This is a genomic window from Micromonospora purpureochromogenes (assembly GCF_900091515.1).
Taxonomy (GTDB): Bacteria; Actinomycetota; Actinomycetes; order Mycobacteriales; family Micromonosporaceae; genus Micromonospora; species Micromonospora purpureochromogenes.
In genome coordinates this window covers 3,977,880-4,000,434 of the sequence record NZ_LT607410.1, presented here as the reverse complement: position 1 = coordinate 4,000,434, position 22,555 = coordinate 3,977,880, and the positions used below count along the sequence as shown (strand labels likewise).

Genomic DNA, 22,555 nt, shown 5'->3' with positions numbered 1-22,555 from the left:
CGTTTCGCACCTGCACCGGAATGGAGAACCATGCATCTCACCACACGCCGCGTACTCGCGGCCGCTGCCGGCCTCGCGCTCCTGGTCGGCGCGTCGGCCTGCGCCAACGACGAGCAGCAGGCGGCCGAGAACGTCCCGGGCGTCACCGACACCGAGGTCGTGATCGGCACCCACCAGCCACTCACCGGCCCCGCCGCGGCCGGTTACTCGAAGATCTCCGCCGCCACCAAGGCGTACTTCGAGCACGTCAACAGCAAGGGCGGTGTCAACGGCCGGAAGATCGTCTACAAGGTGATGGACGACGGCTACAACCCGGCGAACACCGACAACGTCGTGCGAAAGCTCGTCCTCGACGACAAGGTCTTCGCGCTCCTCGGCGGCCTCGGCACCCCCACCCACACCAACGTGCTGGAGTTCGTCAAGACGCAGAAGGTGCCCGACCTCTTCGTCTCCTCCGGCAGCCGCAACTGGAACCAGCCCGAGAAGTACCCGACCACCTTCGGCTGGCAGCCTGACTACACCGTCGAGGGCAAGATCCTCGCCACCTTCGTCAAGCAGCAGTTCCCCGGCCAGAAGGTGTGCCACTTCGGGCAGAACGACGACTTCGGTCGTGACTCGCTCGCCGGGGTGGAGAAGATCCTCGGGCCGGTGGTCGCCAAGCAGACCTACACCCCCACCAACCCGCAGGTCGGCCCGGCGATCGGCGCGCTGAAGGCGGCCGGCTGCCAGGTGGTGATCTCGGCGAGCATCCCCGGCTTCACCGCGCTGGCCATGGGCCAGGCCGCCGGGCAGGGGTTCCGGGCGCAGTGGGTGGTGTCCAACGTGGGCGCCGACTACACCACGCTCTCCGGCCAGCTCGGCGACAAGAAGGTGATTCTCGAGGGGATGATCGCCGACAACTACCTGCCGATGGCGAACGACCCGAGCAACCCGTGGATCCAGGCGTACACCAAGATCCACCAGCAGTACAACGCCGCCAACCCGATCGACGGCAACGCCGTCTACGGCTACTCGATGGCGTACACCTTCGTGCAGGCGCTGCTCGCCGCCGGCAAGGACCTGACCCGCGAGAAGCTGGTCGAGGCCGTGCAGAAGGGCGGCTTCACCGGGCCCGGCCTCACCCCGTTCCGCTACAGCAAGGACGTCCACGCGGGTTACAGCGGGGTCCGGATGAACAAGGTGCAGAACGGCGTGCAGGCGTACTTCGGCCCGACCTACACCACCGACGACGGTGACGGCGCCGTCACCGAGGCGACCGGTGCGCCGGCCGCGCCGCCGGCGGAGGCGATCCCGACGAGCTGATCCGCGACCGCCGCAGCGCGGTGCCCCGAACCGGGCCGCCACCCGACGGTGGCGGCCCGGTCCTGTTCAGTGCTTTCTGCCGTCCAACAGGCCGCACGCAGGGTGCGCATTGTCGCCCCCGACACGGCAACGGACCGGCCCAGGGAAGGCCGTCCGATCCCCGTTTGGCGCATGTCGATACACTGCCGGTGCAGTTTTCTTGGGCACCGCACCGGACGGGGGACCATCACATGATCGACGTGGACGCCGACGGGCCGGCACGGGTGGACGGGCGGTCGGCGCGCGCCGAGCGTACCCGCACCGCCATCGTCGACGCGCACCTCGCGCTGATCGACGAGGGGGACCTCCGGCCCACCGGGGAGCGCATCGCCGAACGCGCGGGAGTGTCGCTGCGTACCTTGTGGACCAACTTCAAGGACATGGAGACCCTGTTCGCCGCGACCGGCCGGCGGGTCAGCGAGCGGCAGGAGTCGATGGTCCGGCCGATCTCGCCGGAGCTGCCGCTGACTCGGCGGATCGGGGAGTTCAGCACCCAGCGCGCCCGGATGCTGGAGGTGCTGGCGCCCACGGCCCGCGCCTCCGCGCTGCGCGAGCCCTTCTCGCCGCAGCTGCGCCGCAACCGGGAGGGCAACATCGCCCGGGTACGCGACGAGATCGAGACCATCTTCGGCCCGGAGCTGGCGCACGCCGGGCCGGGACGCGAGCAGCTGCTCGACGCGCTGACCGTGGCGAGCACCTGGTCGGCCTGGTGCATGATGCGCGACGCGATGGGCCTGGACGTCGAGGCGGCGCGGGCCACCCTGACCCGGATCCTGGGCGCCCTGCTCGTCGACGCCATCGCCGCCGGGCTGCGGTAGCCCGCCCGGTCGGCCGCCGCTTCCCCACGCCGGTCCCGGCGGAACCGCTGTCCACGGTGCCGCCGGGACCGCTGGTGGTTCGCGGTGCAACCCGTCCGTCAGCCGCGTGCCGGGACCGCCTCGCTCGACCCGGCCAGCCGTTGGTGGGCGCGGATCAGCTCGGCGTAGCGCAGCCCGCTGGCCTTGACCGTGCGCCGCTGGGTGGCGTAGTCGACGTGCACCAGACCGAAGCGCTTGTCGTAGCCGTACGCCCACTCGAAGTTGTCCAGCAGGGACCAGACGAAGTAGCCGTCCAGCGGCACGCCGCGCTCGCGCGCCGCCGCGCAGGCCGCCAGGTGCCCCTCCAGGTACGCGGTCCGCTCCGGGTCCTCGACCGTGCCCTCGGGGGTGACCCGGTCGGGCCAGGCGGCGCCGCTCTCGGTGACCATGATCCGGGCCGGGGCGTACTCCTCGGTGACCGCGACCAGCAGGTCCTCCAGCCCGGCCGGGTACGCCTCCCAGCCCATCCCGGTCTGCGTCGCGCCGGGCACCGGCACCTGCCGGGCGTACGGCGGCGGCCCGTCCGGGTCGTCGGCCACCACCTGCCGGAAGTAGTAGTTGACGCCGAGGAAGTCGCTCGGCGTGGCGATCACGGCGAGGTCGTCGCCGCGGACCGGCGGCTCGACGCCGTACGTGGCGACCATGTCCGCCGGGTAGCCCCGGCCGTGCAGCGGATCCAGCCACCACCGGTTGACGTGGCCGTCCATCCGCCGCGTCGCGGCCACGTCCGCCGGCCGGTCGCTCGCCGGTTCGCACGGGCTGAGGTTGAGCACCGGGCCGATCGACGCCGGCCGGGCGGCGTGGGCCCGGACGGCCTGGGTGGCCAGCCCGTGTCCGAGCAGCACGTGATGGGCGGTGCGCACCGCCCGCGTCAGGTCCCGCTCGCCGGGCGCCATCCGCCCCTCCAGGTGCCCGATCCACGCGACGCAGAGCGGCTCGTTGACGGTGCACCAGTCGGTGACCCGGTCGCCGAGGCGGGCGGCGACGACGGCCGCGTAGTCGGCGAAGGCTTCGGCGGTGGAGCGCTCCGGCCAGCCGCCCCGGTCCTGCAACGCCTGCGGCAGATCCCAGTGGTAGAGCGTCACGACGGGCTGGATGCCGGCGGCCAGCACGGCGTCCACCAGCCGGTCGTAGAAGTCCAGGCCCGCCGGGTTCACCCGGCCGACGCCGTCTGGCCGCACCCGGGGCCAGGCCACCGAGAGCCGGTACGCCCCGACCCCGAGCTGCCGCATCAGCGCGACGTCCTGCGGCCACCGGTGGTAGTGGTCGCAGGCCACCGCCCCGGTGTCGCCGTTGTCGACCGCCCCCGGCACCTCGCAGAAGGTGTCCCAGATGGACGGGGCGCGGCCGTCGGCGCGTACGGCGCCCTCGATCTGGTACGCCGAGGTGGCGACGCCCCAGCGGAAGTCGGGCGGCAGCTTGGACAGGTCGGGCACGGGCGGCTTCTCCTCGCGAGGTTCGGTGGACATGGCCTTACTTGACCGCGCCGGCGGTGAGGCCGGCGACGAAGTAGCGCTGCAACGCCAGGAAGCCGGCGACGACCGGCACGCTGACCACCAGCGAGGCGGCCATCACCTGGTTCCAGTAGACGTTGAACTGGGTGGAGTAGCCCTGCAGGCCGACGGCCAGGGTGCGGCTGTTCTCGTCGGTCATCACCGAGGCGAAGAGCACCTCGCCCCACGCGGTCATGAAGGCGTACACGGTGACCGCGACGATGCCCGGCACCGCCGCCGGCAGGATCACCCGGAACAGGGTGCGCAGCGGGCCGGCCCCGTCGACCTGCGCCGCCTCGTCGAGTTCGCGGGGGATCGAGTCGAAGTACCCGACCAGCATCCAGATCGAGAACGGCAGCGAGAAGGTCAGGTAGGTGATGACCAGGCCGGTGCGGCTGGCGTACAGCGCGATGCCGGTGGCGTTGCCGAGGTTGACGTAGATCAGGAACAGCGGCAGCAGGAAGAGGATGCCGGGGAACATCTGGGTGGAGAGCACGGTCACCGAGAACAGGCTCCGGCCGCGGAACCGGTAGCGGCTGACCGCGAACGCGGCGAAGATCGCCACGGACACCGACAGCACCGCCGCCACGCTGGAGACGACCAGGCTGTTGACCAGGTAGCGGCCCAGCGGGACGGTCGACCACATGTCCACGAACGCCTGCGCGGTGGGGCGTCGGGGCCACCAGGTGAAGGCGTTCTGCACGTCCTGCAGCGGCTTGACCGCGCTGCTGACCATCGCGTACAGCGGCACCAGCACGAAGACCGCGAGCAGGGTCAGCACCACCCGGCGGCTCCAGCGCTCGGCGGCGGTCTCACGCATCGTTCCTCCGGCGGTTGGTGATCAGCAGGTACCCGGCGGTGACCGCGAGCAGGAGCAGCAGCAGCGCCACCGACATCGCCGACCCGGAGCCGAAGTCCCAGGTCTTGAACGAGCTGCGGTAGATGTGGATGGAGATCAGGTCCGCCTGGTCCGGCGCCGAGCCGCCGAAGAGGACGTACGGGGTGTTGAAATCGTTGAACGTCCACAGGAAGAGCACCAGCAGCAGCACCAGGTTGACCGGGCGCAGCATCGGCAGGGTCACCGAGCGCAGCCGGCGCCAGAAGCCGGCCCCGTCCACGGCGGCGGCCTCGTACAGGTCGGCGGGGATGTTCTGCAGGCCTGCCATCACACACAGGAAAGCGAACGGCCAGGTCCGCCAGATCGACACCACCAGCAGCGCCACGAAGCTGTTCCCGCCGATCAGCCAGAACGGCCTGTCGCCGAGCAGGTGCAGCTGGTCGACCAGGACGTGGTTGACCAGGCCGTTGTCGCGCTGGAAGAGGAAGCTCCAGGTGATCACCGCGGTGTAGACCGGCAGCGCGTACGGGGTGAGGAACAGGGCGCGCAGCAGGCCGCGCCCCCGGAACGGGCGTTGCAGCAGTACGGCCGCGGTGGTGCCGAGCACCCAGGAGAGCCCGACCGAGATGATCGTGTAGACGACGGTCACCCAGAACGAGTGCAGCAGCTCGGCCCCGGCGGCGGAGTCGACGTCGAGCACGACCCGGTAGTTGTCCAGCCCGACGAAGGGCGCGGTCGACCAGTCGCGGATGTGGAACTGGGTCAGCTCGAGCAGGCTCATCCACGCGCCGACGGTCATCGGCACCACGTGGACCGCCAGTTCCAGCACGACGGCCGGGGCGAGCAGCAGGTACGGCAGGAGCGTACGGCGGGAGCGCCGGCGGCGGGGCGCGGTGCCGGCGGCGTCGGCCGGCCGGTCGGGCGGCGCGACGGCCCGGGGGGTGGTGCGGGTTGCCATCGAGGTCCTCTCGCTCAGGTGGTCGTGGGAGGGTCGGCGATCCCTCCCACGACCACCGGTCCGGCGGGTCAGCGCAGCTGCTGCTGGGCCCGGGTGAGCTTCTGCCGGATGCTGTCCTCGGTGACCGGCCGGCCGCTCGCGGCGTCGGCGAACAGTTCCTTGATGGCGGTGCCGACCAGCGTCTCGAAGGTGCTCTCGTTGGGCACCTGGGGCAGCGGCGCCGCCGTGGTGGCCAGCACCTCCTGGAGCACCTTCTGCTCGGGCGCGGCGAACGCGGCGTCACCGGCGACGGTCTTGACCGCCGGCAGCGAGCCGTACGTTCTGTTCAGCGCCACCTGCTCCGCGTCGCTGGTCATGAACTTGACGAACTCCAGCGCGCCGTCCTTGTTCTTCGTGTGCTTGAACACGGCGATGTTGATCCCGGCGACCATGCTGTTGACCTTCTTGCCGCCGGCCGGCGGGGTGGCCGGGAAGGGCACCGGGGCGATTCCGTACGCGTCGGGGGCCATGTTCTGCGACTTCAGGTTCGAGCCGGCCGCCTGCCAGAGCAGCATGGCCGCCTTGCCGTTGGCGAAGTCGGAGACGGCCTGGTTCTGCGCGTACTCGGCGTTGCTCGGGTTGACCACCTTGTCGGCGGCCATCAGGTCGACGTAGCGCTTCACCGCGGCGACGTTCTGCGGGGTGTCGAAGGTCGGCTTGCCGGACGCGTCGAACCACTCGCCGCCGTACTGCTGGCTGAAGGTGAAGGCGTGGTGCGCGTTCTCCGACGGGTTGGCGCCCTCCACGGCCAGGCCCCACCTGCCGTTGCCGGTGAGCTTGCGGCCGTACTCGGCGACCTGCTCCCAGGTGGTCGGCGGGCTGGTGATGCCGGCGTCGGCGAACGCCTTCTTGTTGTAGTAGAGGGCGTAGGTCAGGCTGTAGAGCGGCACGGCCGCCGGCGGCTTGCCGGGCGCGCCGGCGGCGGCGAGCGCGGCGGGGACGAACCGGTCCTTGCCGCCGACCTTGCCGAGGGTCGCGTCGTCGAACTCGACCATCGCGCCGGTCGCCTGCATCGACGCCGACCAGGTGTTGCCGATGTTGACCACGTCCGGGCCCTGCCCGGAGGCGGCGGCGGCGAGCAGCCGGTTGAGCAGGTCGGACCAGGGCACGACCTCAACCGTGACCTTGATGCCGGTCTGCTTCTCGAACTTGTCCAGCTCCGGCTGGAGGATCTGCTTGTCGGCCTCCAGGCTGGGGCCCTGGTTGCTGGCCCAGTAGGTGAGGGTCTTGCCGGACGCGCTGCCTGCCTCGTCCGAGTCGCCGCAGGCGGTGAGCGAGGCGGCGGCCAGCACGGCCACGGCGATCATCCCGAGGTGTCGTCTCGACACGGTGTGCCCTTCTGGTTGCAGTGGTGGGGGACCGGTGGGCAGCTGTCGCGGGGCGGAGGTGACGCGCGGCCGACCGGGCGGTGGGGCGGGGAGCGAACGGGGGACGTCGATCCCGACGGGTTACATCACGCCTTAATTAATGTCGTCATTAAAGTGGTTGTCGGAAGGGCCGTCAAGCATGGGGACGTACAGTCGCCCGGGCGGGCCGAGGAGGATGCGAGGTGGCGAGTGGAGCTGGTGCGAGCGACGAACCGGGGGCTCCGGCTGCGCAACCGGTCCACCCTGCTGACGAAGGTCTTCCTCGACGGTCCACTGACCCGGCAGGACCTGGTGCGCAGCAGCGGGCTGAGCCAGCCCGCGGTGAGCAACGTCGTCGGTGACCTGATCGACGAGGGGCTGGTCGTCGAGGCGGGCGCCGCCTCCTCGGACGGAGGGCGGCCGAGCATGATGCTCCGGGTCGCGCCGGGATTCGCCGCCGTGATCGGCGTCGACGTGGGGGAGACCCGGGTCCGGGTCGAGCTGTTCGACCTGGCGATGACGCTGCTGGCCAGCAGCGAGTACCCGCTGGACCCGGCCCGCACCGAGCCCGCCGCGGTGGCCGGCCACGTGCTGGCCGGCATCGACGCGGTGACCGCCCGGGCGGGCGTCGCGGCGGCCGACGTGCTCGGCGTCGGCATCGGCGTCTCCGGGGTGGTCGAGCAGGGCGCCCAGGCGGTGGTGCACGCCCAGGCGCTCGGGTGGGACCGGGTCCCGCTGCAACGGCTGATCGCCGACGGGACCGACCTGCCGCTGCACCTCGACAACGGGGCCAAGACCCTCGGCCAGGCGGAGATGTGGTTCGGCGCCGGCCGGGGTGCCCGGCACGCCGTGTTCGCGCTGGTCGGCTCCGGCGTCGGCGCGGCCGTGGTGACCAACGGGATCACCTACCGGGGGGCGTCCAGCAGCGCCGGCGAGTGGGGGCACACCACCCTGGTGTACGGCGGCCGGGCCTGTCGCTGCGGCGCCCGGGGCTGCCTGGAGGCGTACGTCGGCGCCGAGGCGATCATCGACCGCTACCGGGAGGCCCGCCGGGGCCGGCCGGTCCCCGGCGACGACGAGGAGTCCCAGCTCGCCGCCCTGGTCGACGCGGCGGCCACCTCGGCCACCGCCCGGCGGGTGCTCGACGAGACCGCCGGCTACCTGGGGGCCGGGGTGGCCAACCTGATCAACCTGTTCAACCCGGAGCGGGTGGTGCTCGGCGGCTGGGCCGCCGTGGCCCTCGGCGACCTGCTCCCGGCCATCCGGGCGGCCGCCGGCCGGCAGGCGCTGCGCCAGCCGTACGAGCAGGCGTCGATCCAGCTCGGCCGGCTGGGGGTGGACGCGGTGGCGTTGGGCGCGGCGACCCTGCCGATCGCCCGGCTGCTCGCCTCCGGCGGCGTACGGGACTGACCGTCACCGGGCCCGCTGGAGAGCGCGGCCGACCTCGGTGGCGACCGGCCGTCGCGGAACAGCCCGGACCGGTCCTGGTCGCCGGCGGGCAGCCCGAACCAGGTAGCGCCGCAGCTCGCGCCGGCTCGCGCCGGCTCGCGCCGGCTCGCGGACGGTCAGCCAACCTCCTCGGCCAGCACCCGTCGGCCCGGCTCCGGCAGCCGGTCGAAGGGATCCTCGTCGGCCAGGTGGTCGCGCAGGGTCCGGTGGATGAAGGCGTACCCGCCGAAGACGCGCTGCATGATGACCCGGTCGTCGGCGTAGGAGAGGAACTCGACCAGGTTCGACGGCAGCAGGCCGGACCGGGCGATGCCGAAGCTGACGGCCCGGTGGCGCAGCCAGGCGCGGCCCGGTCCCGCCGTCAGCATCAGGGCGACGGTCATCGGCAGGGCGGCGACGACGGCGAACCAGGGGCCGTGCAGCGCGAAGGTGACCGCCAGCAACGCCGCGACGAGGCCGAGGAGGATCATCATCAGCCGGGTGAAGCGGTGCAGCGAGGCGCGCAGGGCATGGCCGGGCGACGCCGGCGGCTTGGCGAAGTCGGGCACGCTGCCACCGCTGAGCCCTCCACCCGTGCCGAGGGTCAGCGCGATCAGCGCGGCGGCCGGCCAGGTGGACGAGAGCGCCACCGGGACGCCGACGAACACCACGCCGAAGGCCGACCAGAACAGGAAGCCGGTGGCCGCGGACCGCGCCGAGGTGGTCCACTCGGAGGCCGCGTAGGCGGTGCTCTCCTCCCGCCCGATGAAGGGCACGAACAGGCGGTTGAGCCGGGGCACCTGGAGCAGCACCCCGAAGGTGAGCCCGATGCCGAGGCCGAAGAACGCGGCGGCGCCGGCCGCGGTGACGACCGCGCCCCGTACCCCGCCGATCAGGGCGCCGAAGGGCACCGTGGCGGCGGCCCCGCTCAGGGCGGCGAGACCACCGCCGACCAGCCCCGTGCTGGTGTGGTCCCAACCGAGTCGCCGGGCCAGCCGGGCGGCCAGGCCCCGCGCCGGCGGGAGCGTCCACTCGGTACGCCGGCCCGGCAGCCAGGCCGGCGTGAGCCAGTCCGGGTAGAACACCGTCTGGCTCCGGCGGCGCATGAGCCGCGCGAGCCAGATCAGCGCGCAGCGCGCCTCGCGGGGCGGGAAGCTCGTGCCGTCCACCTCCGGCCGGCCGCGCAGGCTGCGCCGGCGGGTCAGCATCCGCTGCACGAAGAGTCGGTAGAGCACCTCGCGGTGCGCGTCGCTGTCCCCGCCGGCCGGAAGCAGGTCGGGGGTGGCGCCGCGGTAGGCGATCGTGGCCACGCCGAGCATCAGTGGCGTGGTCAGCAGCTCGCGCAGCGTCTCGTCCCGGTCCAGGGCGTGCCGGAGGGTGTCCAGGTCGGGGCCGGCGGAGCGCAGCGCCCGGTCGATCTGGCCGCGGCTCAGCGGCCGCACCACGAGTGCGGTGTCGAAGGCGAGGCGGTGCAGCCGCTCGTAGTCCTGCGACCGGCAGGTCACCACCATGCCGGTGGCCGCGAAGCTCGCCGCCCTGGCGAACGAGTTGATCGCCTCCAGGCAGGCGTCCTGGTAGTCGCCGTCGACCTCGTCGAGGCCGTCGAGAAGCAGGATCATCCGCCCGTCGTCCAGTGACTGCCGCACCTCGGCGGGAGCGACACCGTAGCGTTCACCGATCTCGGCGCTCGCCCACGAGCAGAAGTGCGGGTGGTTGGTGCGCCACCGGGACAGCAGCAGCACCACCGGCACCGGGCTGTCCTCGTCGTCCCGCGCCCGACGCAGGAGTTCCTCGGTGAGCTGCAGCAGATGGGTGGTCTTGCCCGACCCCGGTCGGCCGATCAGCAGGACCCTGCGGCCGGCGTCGTAGACGTCGACGAGGCGGGTCCCGTCGGGCAGCGGCTCGGGCTCGCCCAGTCGTTGCAGGGCGGCCTGCGTCGGTCCCTCGTACGCCTCCACCGCGTCGGGCTGGGCGTCGAGTGCCACGTCCAGGCGTACCGCCTGTTGCAGCGAGCGGTGCAGCGCGTCGCGTACCCACCACTGGTACACGCGCTGCAGGACACGTCTTCTCGTGGTGATGCCCGCCTCCCCGGTCCGGGTGGCCTCGGCGGTCGGGTGCGGCCGTCCCGCCCTCACCGCCCACCATGCCACGAGCCAGGCCACGACGGCGAAACCGACCAGGGTGAGGACGACACTCAGCCGTTCCCGCCCGCCCAGCCCCGGCCGCAGCCAGACGAACGTGGCCAGCCCGGAGGTCAGGATGACGGCGCCGACGGCGAGGATCCAGCGCTGCCGGGTCGTCATCGGTCCGGCGGCGGCCGGCGGGTCCGGCGGCAACGGCGGTGCGGACGCCCGGTCGGCTCTCCGGTCGAGCCACGCGGACACGGCGCTGACCACGGTCACCGCCGCCACGATCGAGGCCATCACGGTGAAGTTGTCCGTCCACCCGTGCGCCTGCGGGAACTCGGCGGTGGCGACGTTCACGGCGATCGCGACGGCGGACGAGTTGGCCGCGTTGAGCACGGAGAAGAGGAGCAGTGGCGGCGATCCGGAGCGACGGTGCGGCCACATGCTGTCATCATCGCGGTGACCGGCCGTGTCCGCCAGATCGCCGTAGGCCATAGTGGACGGGCGGTGGGGCGACGCCCGCTGCCCGTTCCGCCACCGCCTGCTGCCCGTTCCGCCCGGCACGTGGTCGCCGTGGCGCCCGGGTTGCGACAGCGGGGCCACGTCGCCAGGGGCTCCCGGTGCGACATCGCCGGCTCCGTGAACTCCTGGACGAGGTCACCGCTGGTCCGCCGAGCGGGACGACGGGGATCCGGGGCGGCCTCGGGGGCCGCCCCGGATCATCGACGCGCCCGGGACGGTGCCGCGGCTCACCCGGTCATCTCGGGACCCACTCCCGCGCCCGGTTCTGCTCGGGTCGAGCCGGTCGCCCGGTCGGCCAGCGGGTGACGTTGGCGCCCCGTCGCTCCGGCTGGGACGCCGGACGCCACATCGGGTGCACCAGCATCCCGTTCAGCAGGGGGAAGCTGTCGCGCTCCAGGTACCCGTGCCGACCGTGCAGGGCGCGGTGGCCCTCGCTGAAGGTCTCCGCGTACGTCGGCAGGCCGAGCGTGTCCATCCACCGCTGACTACCGGCGAGGACGGCGTCGGCCCGCGCCGCGCGGTGCGGGCCGGGCGGCACCGCCAGGATCGCCAGGTGGTGGTGCGCCTGGGCGGGGCGGTGCGCGGTGAGGGCCTGGTCGAGGAGGAGGAACCGTTCGTGGTCCGCGCCGCAGGCCAGCGCGAGCCGTTCCTCGTAGCGGGCGGGCGGCGGGATGGGCCGGTAGCGGTGGAACCAGACGGTGGCGGCCGCGCCGGCGCGCAGCAGGAACACGTCGCCGACCAGCAGCGCGTGTTCGGTCCAGATCCGGGCCACGTCGGCCAGCACGACCGGCCTGCGATGCTCGTCGGGGACCAGCCAGGCACCGAGCACGGTGGTGGCGAGACTGGCGGTGACAAGGTCGACGGTCCGGCCGACGTCGCACCAGCGGGCGCGGGCGACGGGCATGGGATAGCTCATGGTGTGACTCCTGATCAAGATCATGATCGGGGTACGGCAGGCGTGGTCGACCGGCCGGTGGCCCGGTGACACCAGGCGCCGGTGTGGTCGGCGACGCGGGGCCCGCGCAGGGCCGTCAGTCCGGCGGACGCCGGAGCGGTGGGAGACAGGGACGCGCGGCCGACGGCGACGGCGGGAACTCCGGTGGCGACGGCCGTCGCGGTCGGACCCGATCCGAGGCGACGGCGGCGGCGCCACGACGAGGTGGACCCCCACGTCGCGTCGGCGGACGCCGTCAGGCGGGTCTGCTCCCCGGCCGGGGACAGCGGGACGGCAGCGGAGCGGGACCGTCCGGCCGGCAGAGCCGCAGCCCGGTGGCGGGCGAGGTCCAGGCGACGGTCGAGGCGTCGCCGGCGGGCTGGTGGACACCGCCGCCGGACACCACGCCGCCGGTGTCGGTGGCGGGTGCGCCGCGGTGCGGGATCACGTCGGGTCGGAGCGGATCGGCGCCGGCTCCCGCCGGGGACCACGCGACCGTCCTCGTCTGTGCCGGGTCGGCCAGGGCCGCCCCGGTCCGGGGTTGGCCGGTGGGCGGCATCGCGGCGGATGGTGCCGGCGGGGCGGTCCTGGCGGGTGGTCGCCCGGCCGTGCCGGTCACCCCGGGCGCCTGCTCGGCCGTGCCGCCCGCCCCCCGCTCGGCCGGCGGGGCGACCTCGCCCGGGCGCAGCGCCCCCAGCACCGGCTCCAGCGCCCCCAGCACCGGCTCGAGCGGCCCCAGCACCGGCTCCAGCGGCCGCAGCACCGGCTCGAGCGGTTGGAGCACGGGCTCCAGCGACTGGAGCACCGGCTCCAGCGGCCTGAGGACCGGGTGGAGGCTGCGCAGCAGCGGGTCGACCACGGGGGCCAGGGCGCCGACGATAGGACCGGCCACCGGGTCGACCACCGGGGGCAGGGCGCCGACGATGGGACCGGCCACCGGGTCGACCACCGGGGGCAGGGCGCCGAGGACGGGGCCGGCGACCGGGTCGAGTACGGCGGGCAGAGTGCCTACGACGGGGGTGGCCACCCGGTCGACGGCGGTGACCGGCGGTGTCGCCACCCGGTCCCGCGGCGGCCGGCTCGTGCGCGCGGCCACGGTCTCCGGCGTCCTCGGGCGCGACGGGACGGCTCGGGTAGGTCGGTCGGCGGGCGGCGCTGTCCGGCGTCTCGGTGCCGGCGTCGCCTCGCGGGTGTCGGTTGTCGGGGACGACCCGGCCCGGGACGGCGTCGTGCCGCCCGTGTCGCCGCCGTCGTCGACGGACCCGGGCGGGCGCGGGGGATCCAGGGTGTCGGCCGCGACCGAGGGCGGGATCGCCACCGGGGGGAGGGTGACCTGGAGCAGGTCGGTCACGCCTCCGACGACCGTATCCACCGTGACGACGGGTAGCGCGTCGGCTGCGCGCGCGGACCGGTCGTCGCCCGCCTCGTAGCCGATCCAGGCGCAGGCGGCGGCGCCGAGCACGAGCCCGAAGCGCAGCGCGAGAGGCACCAGCCGCCCGCTCCGCACGCTCATCGCCGCACCCCCGACCTCAGCCGTCCCCGAGGGCCGGCACCGCGGACTCTACCGAAAGCGCCGGTGCGGTGACAGAGAGCGCGCGGCGCGGCGTGGAGGTTTCTGTGCCGCTGGTCAGGCCGGCACCTCCCGGACGCTGGGCAGCGGCGGCCGACGGGCGTCCATCCGGGAGTTGGGCGACAGGGCGCCGGTGGCCGGCCTCGGCGGGACGCGGTCGCCGGTGGCGGCCGGCCCGGCCCACGGCGCGTCGCCGGGGACCGGACCCTCGTCCACTCCGAACAGGTGCGCCGTCGCGGTGAGGTGCAGCAGCCGGGAGACGCAGCGGGGCGGTCGTCGGAGCGCCAGGCCGCCCGCCGCCTCCCTGAGCAGGCGGTCCGCCTCGATGAGGGCGCGTACCGCGTGCAGGTCGACGAAGCGGACCCCGGAGAGATCCAGAACGACCCGGGGGGCGGGGTGGCGGGCGAGCCCCGCCACGAGGTCGACGAGCAGGTGCGCGTTGCTCATGTCCACCTCACCGTGGACCGACACCACCGTCAGCGGTCCCTCGTGCTCACAGTGGAGTGACATCACCGGCGGCCCCGGGGGGACGTCGCCGTCCGCACCCCGGCTTCGGTCGTACGGCAGTTCCGTGGACATCGCGCCCCCTTGCGGGATTGATCGGACTTCACGGCACCGCGGTTCGGTGCCGGTCCTGGGCGCGTGTCTCGACCCGGCTCCGACGCTACCCCTGCCGGCCGATTTCCACACGTCATGGCGGGCGACGACCTTCCGGCGCCTCCGCCGACTCGGGCGACGGGACGTCGGCGCGGCGGGTAGGGTGCGAGGTGCCACGCCGCCCCGGTGCGAGGCCGCCACCCCGGCCCCGGGCACGCGGCCGCCGCGCGCGGTCCTGGGGACGGTCCGACCGAAGACCGACGCGGCGCACGCCCGCCGCACCCGTGGGGTACGCCCCGTCGTGAAGGGCCCGTTCCATGGCACAGACTCCGCTGTCCCCGCAGGACGCCCTGGCCGAGCTCGGTCGGATCCGGCTCGACGAGGCCGGCGTCGACGAGGTGCTGCGCTCCGTCGCCGGGCTGGCCCGGCGCAGCATCCCCGGCGCCGCCGAGGTCTCCGTGACGCTGTTGCGGGGCACCACCGCGCAGAGTGTGGCGACCACGGGCCAGCTCGCCCTCGAACTCGACGAGTTCCAGTACGAGCAGGGCCGGGGCCCGTGCCTGGACGCCTCGGTCAGCGGCGACGCGCTCTCCGTGCCGGACACCGCCGAGGAGGACCGGTGGCCGGACTGGGCCGGCCGGGCCCGGGACGCCGGTGTCGGCAGCTCGCTGTCGATCGGGCTGCCCATCCAGGAGGCCGTGGTGGGCACCCTCAACGTCTACGGGCTGGCGACGCGCGCCTTCGACCGGGACGCGCAGGAGCTGGCGAAGACCTTCGCCGCGTACGCCGCCGTGGCCCTGGCCAACGCCCACCTGTACGAGGACGCCGCGACGCTGGCCGAGCAGATGCGCGCGGCGATGCAGAGCCGGGCGGTCATCGAGCAGGCCAAGGGCATCATCATGGGCGAACGGCGGTGCTCGGCGGACGAGGCGTTCGCGATCCTGTCAAAGCTGTCCCAGGACACCAACCGCAAGGTACGCGACGTCGCCGCGGCGCTCGTGACGCGGGCCGAGGGGACACCCGGCTGAGTGGTGACTCAGCCCTCCGGGCGGGTCGACTGCCGGGGCGCCGCGCCACCGGCGGTGACCTGACGCACCAATGACTCGGCCACGTCACGCACCTTGCGGTTGGAGTTCTGCGACACCTTGGCCAGGATCGCGAACGCCTCGTCCGCCGAGCACCGCCGCTGCCCCATGATGATCCCCTTCGCCTGCTCGATGACCGCCCGGCTGTGCATCGCCGACTGCATCTGCTGGGCGAGGTTCGCGGTGCTGTCATAAAGGTGGGCGTTGGCCAGGGCGACCGCGGCGTGGTCGGCGAAGGTCTGCGCGGCCTCCGCCACCTCGTCGAACGCGCCGGGCCGGGTGCCGTAGACGTTCAACGCTCCGACCACCGCCTCCTGGATTGGTAGGCCGATCGACATCGAGCTGCCCGCGCCGGCCTCGCTCGCCCGCCGCGCCCACTCCGGCCACCGGCTCTCCGTCGCCATGTCCGTCACGATCATCACCGTGCCGGTCGTCGCCGCGTCCAGGCACGGGCCCCGACCCTGCTCGTACTGCCACTCGTCGAGGCGCAGCGCCAGGTCGCCGGTGTAGGCGGCGGTGGTGGCCTCGGTGCCGTGCACCAGCGTCACCGACACCTCGGCGGCCCCCGGGATGCCGTCCCGGGCGACCTGGGCGATCCGGGTCAGGATGGCGTCCAGGCCCGTCTCGTCGTGGCGGATCGTGCCCAGCTGGATGAAGGCCTCGGTCAGGTCGAGGGGGGACTGCGGCATGGCGTCTGACGTCCTTGCGAACCGGCGCAATCGTTCCGGCGGAGCCGGGGCAGCGCATGATGGGAACGGCCCACTCCCGTCGGCCGCGGATGCGGCTCCGCGGGGGCGGACCGGGGACCAGCGCCGCTGCTTGACGCTCGCTCGCGACGCCTGGCGGGGCGTCGGCTGCGGTGGTCCACTCTACCGTCCCCTCCGGTCGCGGCGACCCCGGACCGTCCGGGCGTCGCCCGCCGGGCCGGCCGCCCGGAGGCGCCCGCCGGGCGCGATCCTGTGGGCGGCGGGACCTCGTTCGGCCACGCGATGGCCCGGCACCGGCTGCGGGCGGTCACCCCCCGACAGCTGAGCGCGCGGTCCGTCCCGCCCGGTCAGGCCAGCCGGATGCTGTTCCCCTCCACCGAGACGGCCGCCTCCGGCAGCGGCTGACCGGCCGGTCCGCCGCGCACCGAGCCGTCGGCGATGTCGAAGACGCTGTTGTGGCACGCGCAGACGATGGTGCGGTCGCGGACGGCGGTGACGGTGCAGCCCTGGTGGGTGCACCTGGCCGAGAACGCCTTGATGGTGCCCTCGGTGGGCTGGGTGACCACCACCCCCTGGGCGGCGAAGATCCTCCCGCCGCCGACGGGGATGTCCGCCACCGTGGCCAGCGGCTTGGCCGCTCCGCCCGCCGCGCCGGTCGCCTCGCTGGCCGGGGCTGCGGCCTCGCCGTACGTCTGGCAGCCGGTCAGCAGGGCGGTGACGCCCGCCGCGCCGGCACCGGCCAGCATCGCCCGCCGGGACGGGCAGCCGGGATCGGGGTCGTCGACCATGTCCTCGCCTTCCTCTCGTACCTCAGGTGCCGACGCCGACCGTGGTGAAGTACCACAGCGACGAGGTCAGCCAGATGCCAATCAGGACGGTGAAGACCACCCCGCCGGCCACCGGCAGCACCCAGCCGGCCAGGCCCGGCCGGGGCAGGGCGAGCATCTTGGTGGTGAAGGCGCCGAAGAACAGGCAGCCGAGCAGCGAGTGCAGCAGGGTGCGCGGGTCGTGGTCGGCGAAGCCGAGCGCGTAGAGGCAGTGCACCGCCACCGGCACGGTCAGCAGGAACGCCATCCGGCCCGACCAGCGGTGCGCGGTGCCCGCCCAGGACGGGGAGAGGCCGCCCAGCCGGCCCCACATCGCCAGCGCCGAGAGCAACTGGAGGACGGCGAAGAACGCCGCGCCGCTGCCCAGCCACACCTTCACCGCCTGCGGGCTGGAGAAGCCGGCCAGGTTGACGGCGATGCCGGTCGGGGTGTGGAGCCGACCGTAGACGCCGGCGGCCACCGCGACGGCCGCGCCCGCCAGCACCGGAACGAGCAGCGACGCCCGGGGCGCACCGAGCGTGCCGGGCCGGTCCGGTGCGGGAGGCGGGTCGAACCGTACGTGCACGACCGGCGTGGTGTCGTCGGCGGAGTCCGCGTCGACGCCGTGCCGGGGGCCGACCCTCACTCCGCCGTCTCCGGGACGCCGGCCACCGGCTCGGCGGTGACGGTGCTGCCGTCGACGATCGTGGTGCCGAACGCCGGGTCGAGCGGGGGGGCCGGCGCCGGGGAGCCGTCGCGGGTGAGCACGCCGATCTGGGAGCCGTCCGGCAGCATGATCCAACCGCCGTCGACGCCGGTCCTGCGCGTCTGCGCGGTGGCCCGGTAGAGCACGGGCGCGGGTGTGGCGCCGGCCTTGGCGGTGAACGTCCACCGCTGGTCGCCGACGACCAGTTCGCCGGCGAGGTCGCCGTCGCCGATCGTGGCGGTGAGGGTGGCGCCCTTCTTGCCGGTCAGCTTCAGCCGGCCGTCCGCGGCGGTGCCCCGCAGCCAGATCTCCAGCCGGCGGCCGTCGCAGACGTACGCCACGGCCGTGCCCTTGGTGGCCGTGATGGCGACGGTGGCGCCGCCGTCGAGCCGGCCGGTCCAGTTCGCGGTGACCGGCGCGGCCGGGGCGGTGGTGGGAGCGCCGGGGCGGCCGCGCTGCTCGGACGGCTGCGCGGGCGGTTGCCCGGTCGGGTCGGCCGGTGGTGTCGATGGCGCGGCGGGCGGGGCCGTGGCGCTGGCCGAGGGGGTGGCGGCGGCCGTCGGCTGGACCGTACGCGGCGCCGCCTGGGCGCTCATCGCGAACAGCACGGCGGCCGTCCCGGCCCCGGTCAGCAGGGTCAGCAACGGGGTGATGCGCTTCATGAGCAGCTCCCTTCACCCGGTCGTACGGTGCCGGGGCGCCGGTCGTTCAATCCGCGCGCCGATCCGCCCCGGCAATTTCGTCGGCACGGCCGGGAGCAGCCGCGGCGGCGCCGGGCTTGCGGACCGGGGAAGGTGGGGCGGCGTTCAGGCCGGCCGGCGGGTGCTCTGCCGGACGATCAGCGGGGTGGCCAGCTCGATGCGGTGGCTGTCCAGCTCCTCGCCGGCGATCAGCGCGAGCAGCATCCGGGTCGCCATCCCGGCCATCTCGGTCAGCGGCTGGCGGACGGTGGTCAGCGGCGGGGCCGACCAGCGGGCGGCGTCCAGGTCGTCGAAGCCGACGATGCTCACGTCGTCGGGGACCCGAGCGCCGCGCTCGTAGAGCGCCTCGTAGGCGCCGAGGGCCATCTGATCGGCGCAGGCGAAGACGGCGGTGGGTGGGCGGGAGAGGTCGAGCAGGGCGTTCATCTCGCGGTACCCGGACGGCGCGTTGAAGTCGCCGTGCCGGACGTAGCCGGCGGGGATCTTGCGGCCCGCCGCGTTCATCGCGGCCCGGTAGCCGTCGACGCGGGCCCGGCTGCACGGCACGGTGGGCTGGCCGCCGATCACGGCGATCCGGTCGTGGCCGAGGCCGAGCAGGTGCTCCGTGGCCGCGACGCCACCGGCCCAGTTCGTCGCGCCGACGGACGGGATGCCCGCGCCGGGCTGCCCGGCCGGGTCGATGATGACCACCGGGATGCCCAGCTCGTCGAGTTGGCTCTGCTGGCTCAGGGAGAGGTCGGAGAGCACCAGCAGCACCCCGTCGCACCGGCGGGCGGAGAGCTGCTCGATCCAGCGCCGGTCGGGGCGGGTGCGGTGCCGGCCGTGCACGGCGGAGACCACCACCCCCATGCCGGCCCGGTAGGCCAGTTCCTCGACGCCGTCGAGGATCTGCATCGCCCAGGGGCTGCCGAGGTCGCGGAAGACCAGGTCGATGAGGCCAGCGCCGCCGGAGGAGGTGGCCCGCCGGGCCGTGTAGCCGCGCCGATCGAGCAGGTCCTGCACCTTCTGGCGGGTGGTGGGCGCGACGTCCGGCCGGCCGTTGAGCACCTTCGAGACGGTGGGCACGGACACGCCGGCGGCGGCCGCGATCTCCGACAGGGTCGCCCGCGTCTCCGGCATGCCACTCTCCTCGGCGATCGATGTGCCCTGCCCTCGATCGTATCCCGAAAGTTTCGAAACCTGCGCACCGGCGTGTCCGATCCGTTAGCTTCCGCTGCCGTTCCATCGACAGCGACCCCTTGACCCGATCTCGCGGCGCTGCCTAGTCTGCCTCGAAATCGAAACTTTCCCGAAACTTATCGAGGCATCCGGTCGGGCGCGGCCGGGTCGTGGAGAGGACGGTGGTCGGCCATGCGTCGGCGCGATTTCCTGGGTGGTACGGCCGCAGCCCTGCTCAGCACCAGCGCGCTGGGCTCGCTCGCCGCGTGCGGCAACTCCGGGCCGGGCGGAGGTGACCAGCTTCAGCTCTGGGCTCTGCAGGACGCCGAATACCAGAAGGTGGTCAAGCCCGCCATCGACGCCTACAACTCCGGTGCCGAGAACAAGATCCAGTTCACCACGTACGTCAACGACGCCTACAAGCAGAAGCTCCAGGTGGCGATGGGGTCGCCGCAGGCGCCGGACGTCTTCTTCAACTGGGGCGGCGGCAACCTCGCCCAGTTCGTCAAGGCCGGCCAGGTGGTCGACCTGACCGACCGGACGGCCGACCTGTCCGCCGCGTTCCTGCCGAGCGTGCTGTCGGTGGGGCAGGTCGACGGCCGGCAGTACGCCCTGCCGATGAACGGGATCCAGCCGGTGATCCTCTACTACCACAAGGGCGTCTTCGCCGCCGCCGGGCTCGAGCCGCCGAAGACGTACGACCAGCTGCTGGCAGTCGTCGACGCGCTGAAGGCCAAGGGGGTCACCCCGATCGCGCTGCCCGGCTCGCAGGGCTGGACCGAACTGATGTACCTGGAGTACCTGTTGGACCGGGTGGGCGGGCCCGACAAGTTCGCCGCGATCGCCGCCGGCACGGCCGGCGCCTGGTCGGACCCGGCGGTGGTGCGGGCCGCCACGATGTGCCAGGAGCTGGCGAAGCGGGGCGCGTTCGGCGCGAACTTCGCCTCGATCAACTACGACAACTCCGGCGCCTCCAAGCTCTTCGCCACCGGCAAGGCCGCCATGTTCCTCATGGGCAGCTGGGAGTACTCCACCCAGCTGACCAACAACCCGGCCTTCGTCAAGGACGGCAAGCTGGGCTGGCTGCCCTTCCCGACGGTCGCCGACGGCGCCGGCGACCCGACGGCGGTGGTCGGCAACCCGAGCAACTACTACTCGGTGTCGGCCAGCTCCAAGCACCCCGACACGGCGGTCGACTTCCTGAAGCGGACCCTGACCTCCGAGTCGTACGTACAGGGGCTGATCACCGCCGGGCAGGTACCGGCGGTCAAGGGCGTGGAGACCAAGCTGGCCGGCACCCCGGGCGCCGAGTTCACCACCTTCACCTACCAGCTGGTGTCCGGCGCGTCGTCGTTCACCCAGTCCTGGGACCAGGCGCTGCCGCCCTCGGTCGGCAGCGAGCTGCTGACCAACCTGCAGAAGCTCTTCCTCTCCCAGCTCACCGCGGCCGAGTTCGTCGCCGCGATGGGGAAGGCGCGGTGACCGCGGCCGTGCCGGCCCTCGGCCGGGCCCCGGCGGACCGGCGCCGGCACGGCCGGCCGCGGGCGCTCTGGGCGGTCCCCGCCGGGCTGTTCTTCACCGCCTTCGGGCTGGCGCCGATCCTGGTCGTGGCCTACCTCAGCCTGACCCGCTGGAACGGGCTCGGCGACCCGGTGTGGACGGGCCTGGACAACTGGCGGGCGCTGCGCCACGACGCCGACCTGACCCACGGCATCTGGACCACACTGCTGCTGACGGCGCTGTGCTGGGTGGTGCAGACGCCGCTGGCGTTGCTGCTGGGCGTCTGGGCGGCGGCGCCGCAGCGCAACCGGGCGATCCTCTCGGCGGCCTTCTTCCTGCCCCTGCTGCTCTCCACCGCCGCGATCGCGCTGGCCTGGCTGTCCCTGCTGGACCCCAATTTCGGCGCCGCGGCGACGCTGGGGCCCTGGCTGGGCGCGCCCGACGGCAACCTGATCGGCGACCCGGACCGCGCGCTGTACGTGGTCGCCCTCGTCATCGCCTGGCAGTTCGTCCCGTTCCACACGCTGATCTACCAGGCCGCCGTCCGGCAGATCCCCGCGACCCTCTACGAGGCCGCGGCCATCGACGGCGCCGACCGGGTACGCCAGTTCCGGTCGATCACCCTGCCGCTGCTGCGCCACACGATCGTCGCCTCCTCGGTGCTGATGATCGTCGGGTCGCTCACCTACTTCGAGACGATCCTGCTGCTCACCGGTGGTGGGCCGGGCACCGAGACCCGGGTGCTGCCGCTGCACATGTACATCAAGGGCTTCGTCGGCTTCGACATGGGTTACGCCAGCACGCTGTCGGTGCTGCTGGTGGCCGTCGGCACCGTGCTGTCGGTGCTGATCGTCCGCGCCACCGGCTACCACCGGATGGCCAGCGACCGGGAGGGCCTGTGAGACACCCGCAGTCCGTGCGGCCGGCGCCGCCGCCGACGCGCGGCACGCCCGCGCCCGCCACGACGGGGGTACGCGCCGATCTGCCGCCCGCCCCGGGCCGGGCGCGGGCCCGCGGGCCGGTGAACCTGCCGGCCGGTGTCGGGGCGACCCTGTGGCTGCTCGTGGTGGTGCTGCCGCTCTACTACATCCTGGTCACCAGCCTGCGCACCCCCGACGGCTATCTCAACGACGGCGCGCTGGCCCTGCCCGGGACGCTGACCCTCGACAACTACGGCCGGGTGCTGGGGCAGGGCTTCGCCCGGCTGCTGCTCAACAGCGCGGTGGTGACGGCCGCGACGATCGTGCTGGTGCTCGCGCTCGCGCTGCCCGCGGCGTACGCGATCGTGCGCGGCACGAGTCGGACCGTGCGGGTCGGGTTCTCGCTCTTCCTGCTCGGCCTGGCCATCCCCGCCCAGGCCGTGGTCGTCCCGATCTACCTGATCATCACTCGGCTCCAGCTGTACGACTCGCTGCCGGCGATCATCCTGCCCACCGTGGCGTTCTCCCTGCCCATGTCGGTCGTCGTGCTCACCAGCACGCTGCGCGACATCCCCGACGAGCTGTACGAGGCGATGACCGTCGACGGGGCGGGCTCGGCGCGCACCTTCACCCGGCTCGTCGTGCCGCTGGCCCGGCCCGGCCTGGTCAGCATCGGCATCTTCAGCGGGTTGGGCGCCTGGAACGGCTTCCTCTTCCCCCTCGTCCTCACCCAGAGCCGCGAGCAGCGGGTGCTGCCGCTCGGGTTGTGGAACTTCCAGAACCAGTTCGGCACCGATGTGCCCGGCCTGATGGCGCTGGTGGTGTTCTCCGCCCTGCCGGTGCTCACCCTCTACCTGTTCGGCCGGCGTCACCTGCTCGGCGGCCTCACCGCCGGCTTCGGCAAGTGACCCGCCCCCCACGAG

The 22,555-nt window shown here is 73.5% G+C and carries 20 protein-coding genes; 7 read left to right on the top strand and 13 right to left on the bottom strand.

The window, feature by feature from the left end; translation table 11 throughout:
- Positions 1-30 precede the first annotated feature (30 nt).
- Together GA0074696_RS18510 and GA0074696_RS18505 are read left to right on the top strand one after the other, a co-directional pair.
- Positions 31-1,302: an ABC transporter substrate-binding protein gene (locus tag GA0074696_RS18510; RefSeq protein ID WP_088962258.1), complete on the top strand. Its 1,272-nt coding sequence runs from the start codon at positions 31-33 to the stop codon at positions 1,300-1,302.
- Between the two features lie 230 nt (positions 1,303-1,532).
- Entirely contained in the window at positions 1,533-2,159 is a 627-nt protein-coding gene (locus GA0074696_RS18505; protein ID WP_088962257.1) for a TetR/AcrR family transcriptional regulator, read from the top strand.
- 98 nt (positions 2,160-2,257) lie between these two features.
- On the opposite strand, the gene GA0074696_RS18500 is transcribed toward GA0074696_RS18505, so the two are convergent.
- The 4 genes from GA0074696_RS18500 to GA0074696_RS18485 form a co-directional block, all read right to left on the bottom strand.
- Positions 2,258-3,667: a GH1 family beta-glucosidase gene (locus GA0074696_RS18500; RefSeq protein WP_088962256.1), complete on the bottom strand. Its 1,410-nt coding sequence runs from the start codon at positions 3,665-3,667 to the stop codon at positions 2,258-2,260.
- A 4-nt stretch (positions 3,668-3,671) separates the two neighbouring features.
- Entirely contained in the window at positions 3,672-4,511 is an 840-nt protein-coding gene (locus GA0074696_RS18495; protein WP_088962255.1) for a carbohydrate ABC transporter permease, read from the bottom strand.
- Positions 4,504-5,487, bottom strand: a complete 984-nt coding sequence (locus GA0074696_RS18490) for a carbohydrate ABC transporter permease (protein WP_088962254.1) — start codon at positions 5,485-5,487, stop codon at positions 4,504-4,506. The genes GA0074696_RS18495 and GA0074696_RS18490 overlap by 8 nt, the downstream gene beginning before the upstream one ends.
- 68 nt (positions 5,488-5,555) lie before the next feature.
- Positions 5,556-6,854: an ABC transporter substrate-binding protein gene (locus tag GA0074696_RS18485; protein ID WP_197700745.1), complete on the bottom strand. Its 1,299-nt coding sequence runs from the start codon at positions 6,852-6,854 to the stop codon at positions 5,556-5,558.
- 228 nt (positions 6,855-7,082) lie between these two features.
- On the opposite strand from GA0074696_RS18485, the gene GA0074696_RS18480 reads away from it, so the two are divergent.
- Positions 7,083-8,282 carry an ROK family transcriptional regulator gene (locus GA0074696_RS18480; RefSeq protein ID WP_088962252.1) on the top strand — a complete coding sequence of 400 codons (1,200 nt, stop codon included), beginning with the start codon at positions 7,083-7,085 and terminating at the stop codon, positions 8,280-8,282.
- 155 nt (positions 8,283-8,437) lie between these two features.
- Here the strand turns inward: GA0074696_RS18480 and GA0074696_RS18475 are convergent, their stop codons facing one another.
- From GA0074696_RS18475 to GA0074696_RS18460, 4 genes are all read right to left on the bottom strand, one after another.
- Positions 8,438-10,870 (bottom strand): NACHT domain-containing protein, encoded by a 2,433-nt coding sequence (locus GA0074696_RS18475; RefSeq protein ID WP_172894329.1) that lies wholly within the window; start codon positions 10,868-10,870, stop codon positions 8,438-8,440.
- 313 nt (positions 10,871-11,183) lie between these two features.
- A complete protein-coding gene (locus GA0074696_RS18470) occupies positions 11,184-11,864 on the bottom strand; it encodes a hypothetical protein (RefSeq protein ID WP_088962250.1) in 681 nt (226 codons plus the stop codon).
- 274 nt (positions 11,865-12,138) lie between these two features.
- Positions 12,139-13,395: a hypothetical protein gene (locus GA0074696_RS31430; RefSeq protein ID WP_088962249.1), complete on the bottom strand. Its 1,257-nt coding sequence runs from the start codon at positions 13,393-13,395 to the stop codon at positions 12,139-12,141.
- Between the two features lie 114 nt (positions 13,396-13,509).
- A complete protein-coding gene (locus tag GA0074696_RS18460; RefSeq protein ID WP_269458730.1) occupies positions 13,510-13,962 on the bottom strand; it encodes an STAS domain-containing protein in 453 nt (150 codons plus the stop codon).
- Between the two features lie 404 nt (positions 13,963-14,366).
- Here GA0074696_RS18460 and GA0074696_RS18455 point away from each other — a divergent pair, with 404 nt between their 5' ends.
- Positions 14,367-15,077, top strand: coding sequence for a GAF and ANTAR domain-containing protein (locus tag GA0074696_RS18455; RefSeq protein WP_088962247.1), 711 nt, complete (start codon positions 14,367-14,369; stop codon positions 15,075-15,077).
- 8 nt (positions 15,078-15,085) lie between these two features.
- On the opposite strand, the gene GA0074696_RS18450 is transcribed toward GA0074696_RS18455, so the two are convergent.
- The 5 genes from GA0074696_RS18450 to GA0074696_RS18430 form a co-directional block, all read right to left on the bottom strand.
- Positions 15,086-15,823, bottom strand: a complete 738-nt coding sequence (locus GA0074696_RS18450; protein WP_088962246.1) for a GAF and ANTAR domain-containing protein — start codon at positions 15,821-15,823, stop codon at positions 15,086-15,088.
- Between the two features lie 365 nt (positions 15,824-16,188).
- Positions 16,189-16,629, bottom strand: a complete 441-nt coding sequence (locus GA0074696_RS18445; RefSeq protein WP_088962245.1) for a Rieske (2Fe-2S) protein — start codon at positions 16,627-16,629, stop codon at positions 16,189-16,191.
- Positions 16,630-16,651: 22 nt separating this feature from the next.
- Complete coding sequence (locus tag GA0074696_RS18440; protein WP_088964667.1) at positions 16,652-17,164, bottom strand: DUF6529 family protein; 513 nt, start codon at positions 17,162-17,164, stop codon at positions 16,652-16,654.
- 125 nt (positions 17,165-17,289) lie between these two features.
- Complete coding sequence (locus GA0074696_RS18435; RefSeq protein ID WP_088962244.1) at positions 17,290-18,015, bottom strand: hypothetical protein; 726 nt, start codon at positions 18,013-18,015, stop codon at positions 17,290-17,292.
- Between the two features lie 144 nt (positions 18,016-18,159).
- Positions 18,160-19,173: a LacI family DNA-binding transcriptional regulator gene (locus GA0074696_RS18430; protein WP_088962243.1), complete on the bottom strand. Its 1,014-nt coding sequence runs from the start codon at positions 19,171-19,173 to the stop codon at positions 18,160-18,162.
- Between the two features lie 231 nt (positions 19,174-19,404).
- Here GA0074696_RS18430 and GA0074696_RS18425 point away from each other — a divergent pair, with 231 nt between their 5' ends.
- From GA0074696_RS18425 to GA0074696_RS18415, 3 genes are read left to right on the top strand one after another with little or no spacing between them, the layout of a single operon-like run.
- The gene (locus tag GA0074696_RS18425; RefSeq protein ID WP_088962242.1) at positions 19,405-20,694 is read left to right on the top strand and encodes an ABC transporter substrate-binding protein; all 1,290 of its coding nucleotides are present in this window, start codon (positions 19,405-19,407) and stop codon (positions 20,692-20,694) included.
- Positions 20,691-21,614, top strand: coding sequence for a carbohydrate ABC transporter permease (locus GA0074696_RS18420; RefSeq protein ID WP_231925066.1), 924 nt, complete (start codon positions 20,691-20,693; stop codon positions 21,612-21,614). Before GA0074696_RS18425 ends, GA0074696_RS18420 begins: the two co-directional genes overlap by 4 nt.
- Positions 21,611-22,540, top strand: coding sequence for a carbohydrate ABC transporter permease (locus tag GA0074696_RS18415; protein ID WP_231925065.1), 930 nt, complete (start codon positions 21,611-21,613; stop codon positions 22,538-22,540). The genes GA0074696_RS18420 and GA0074696_RS18415 overlap by 4 nt, the downstream gene beginning before the upstream one ends.
- The last annotated feature ends 15 nt before the right edge of the window (positions 22,541-22,555 follow it).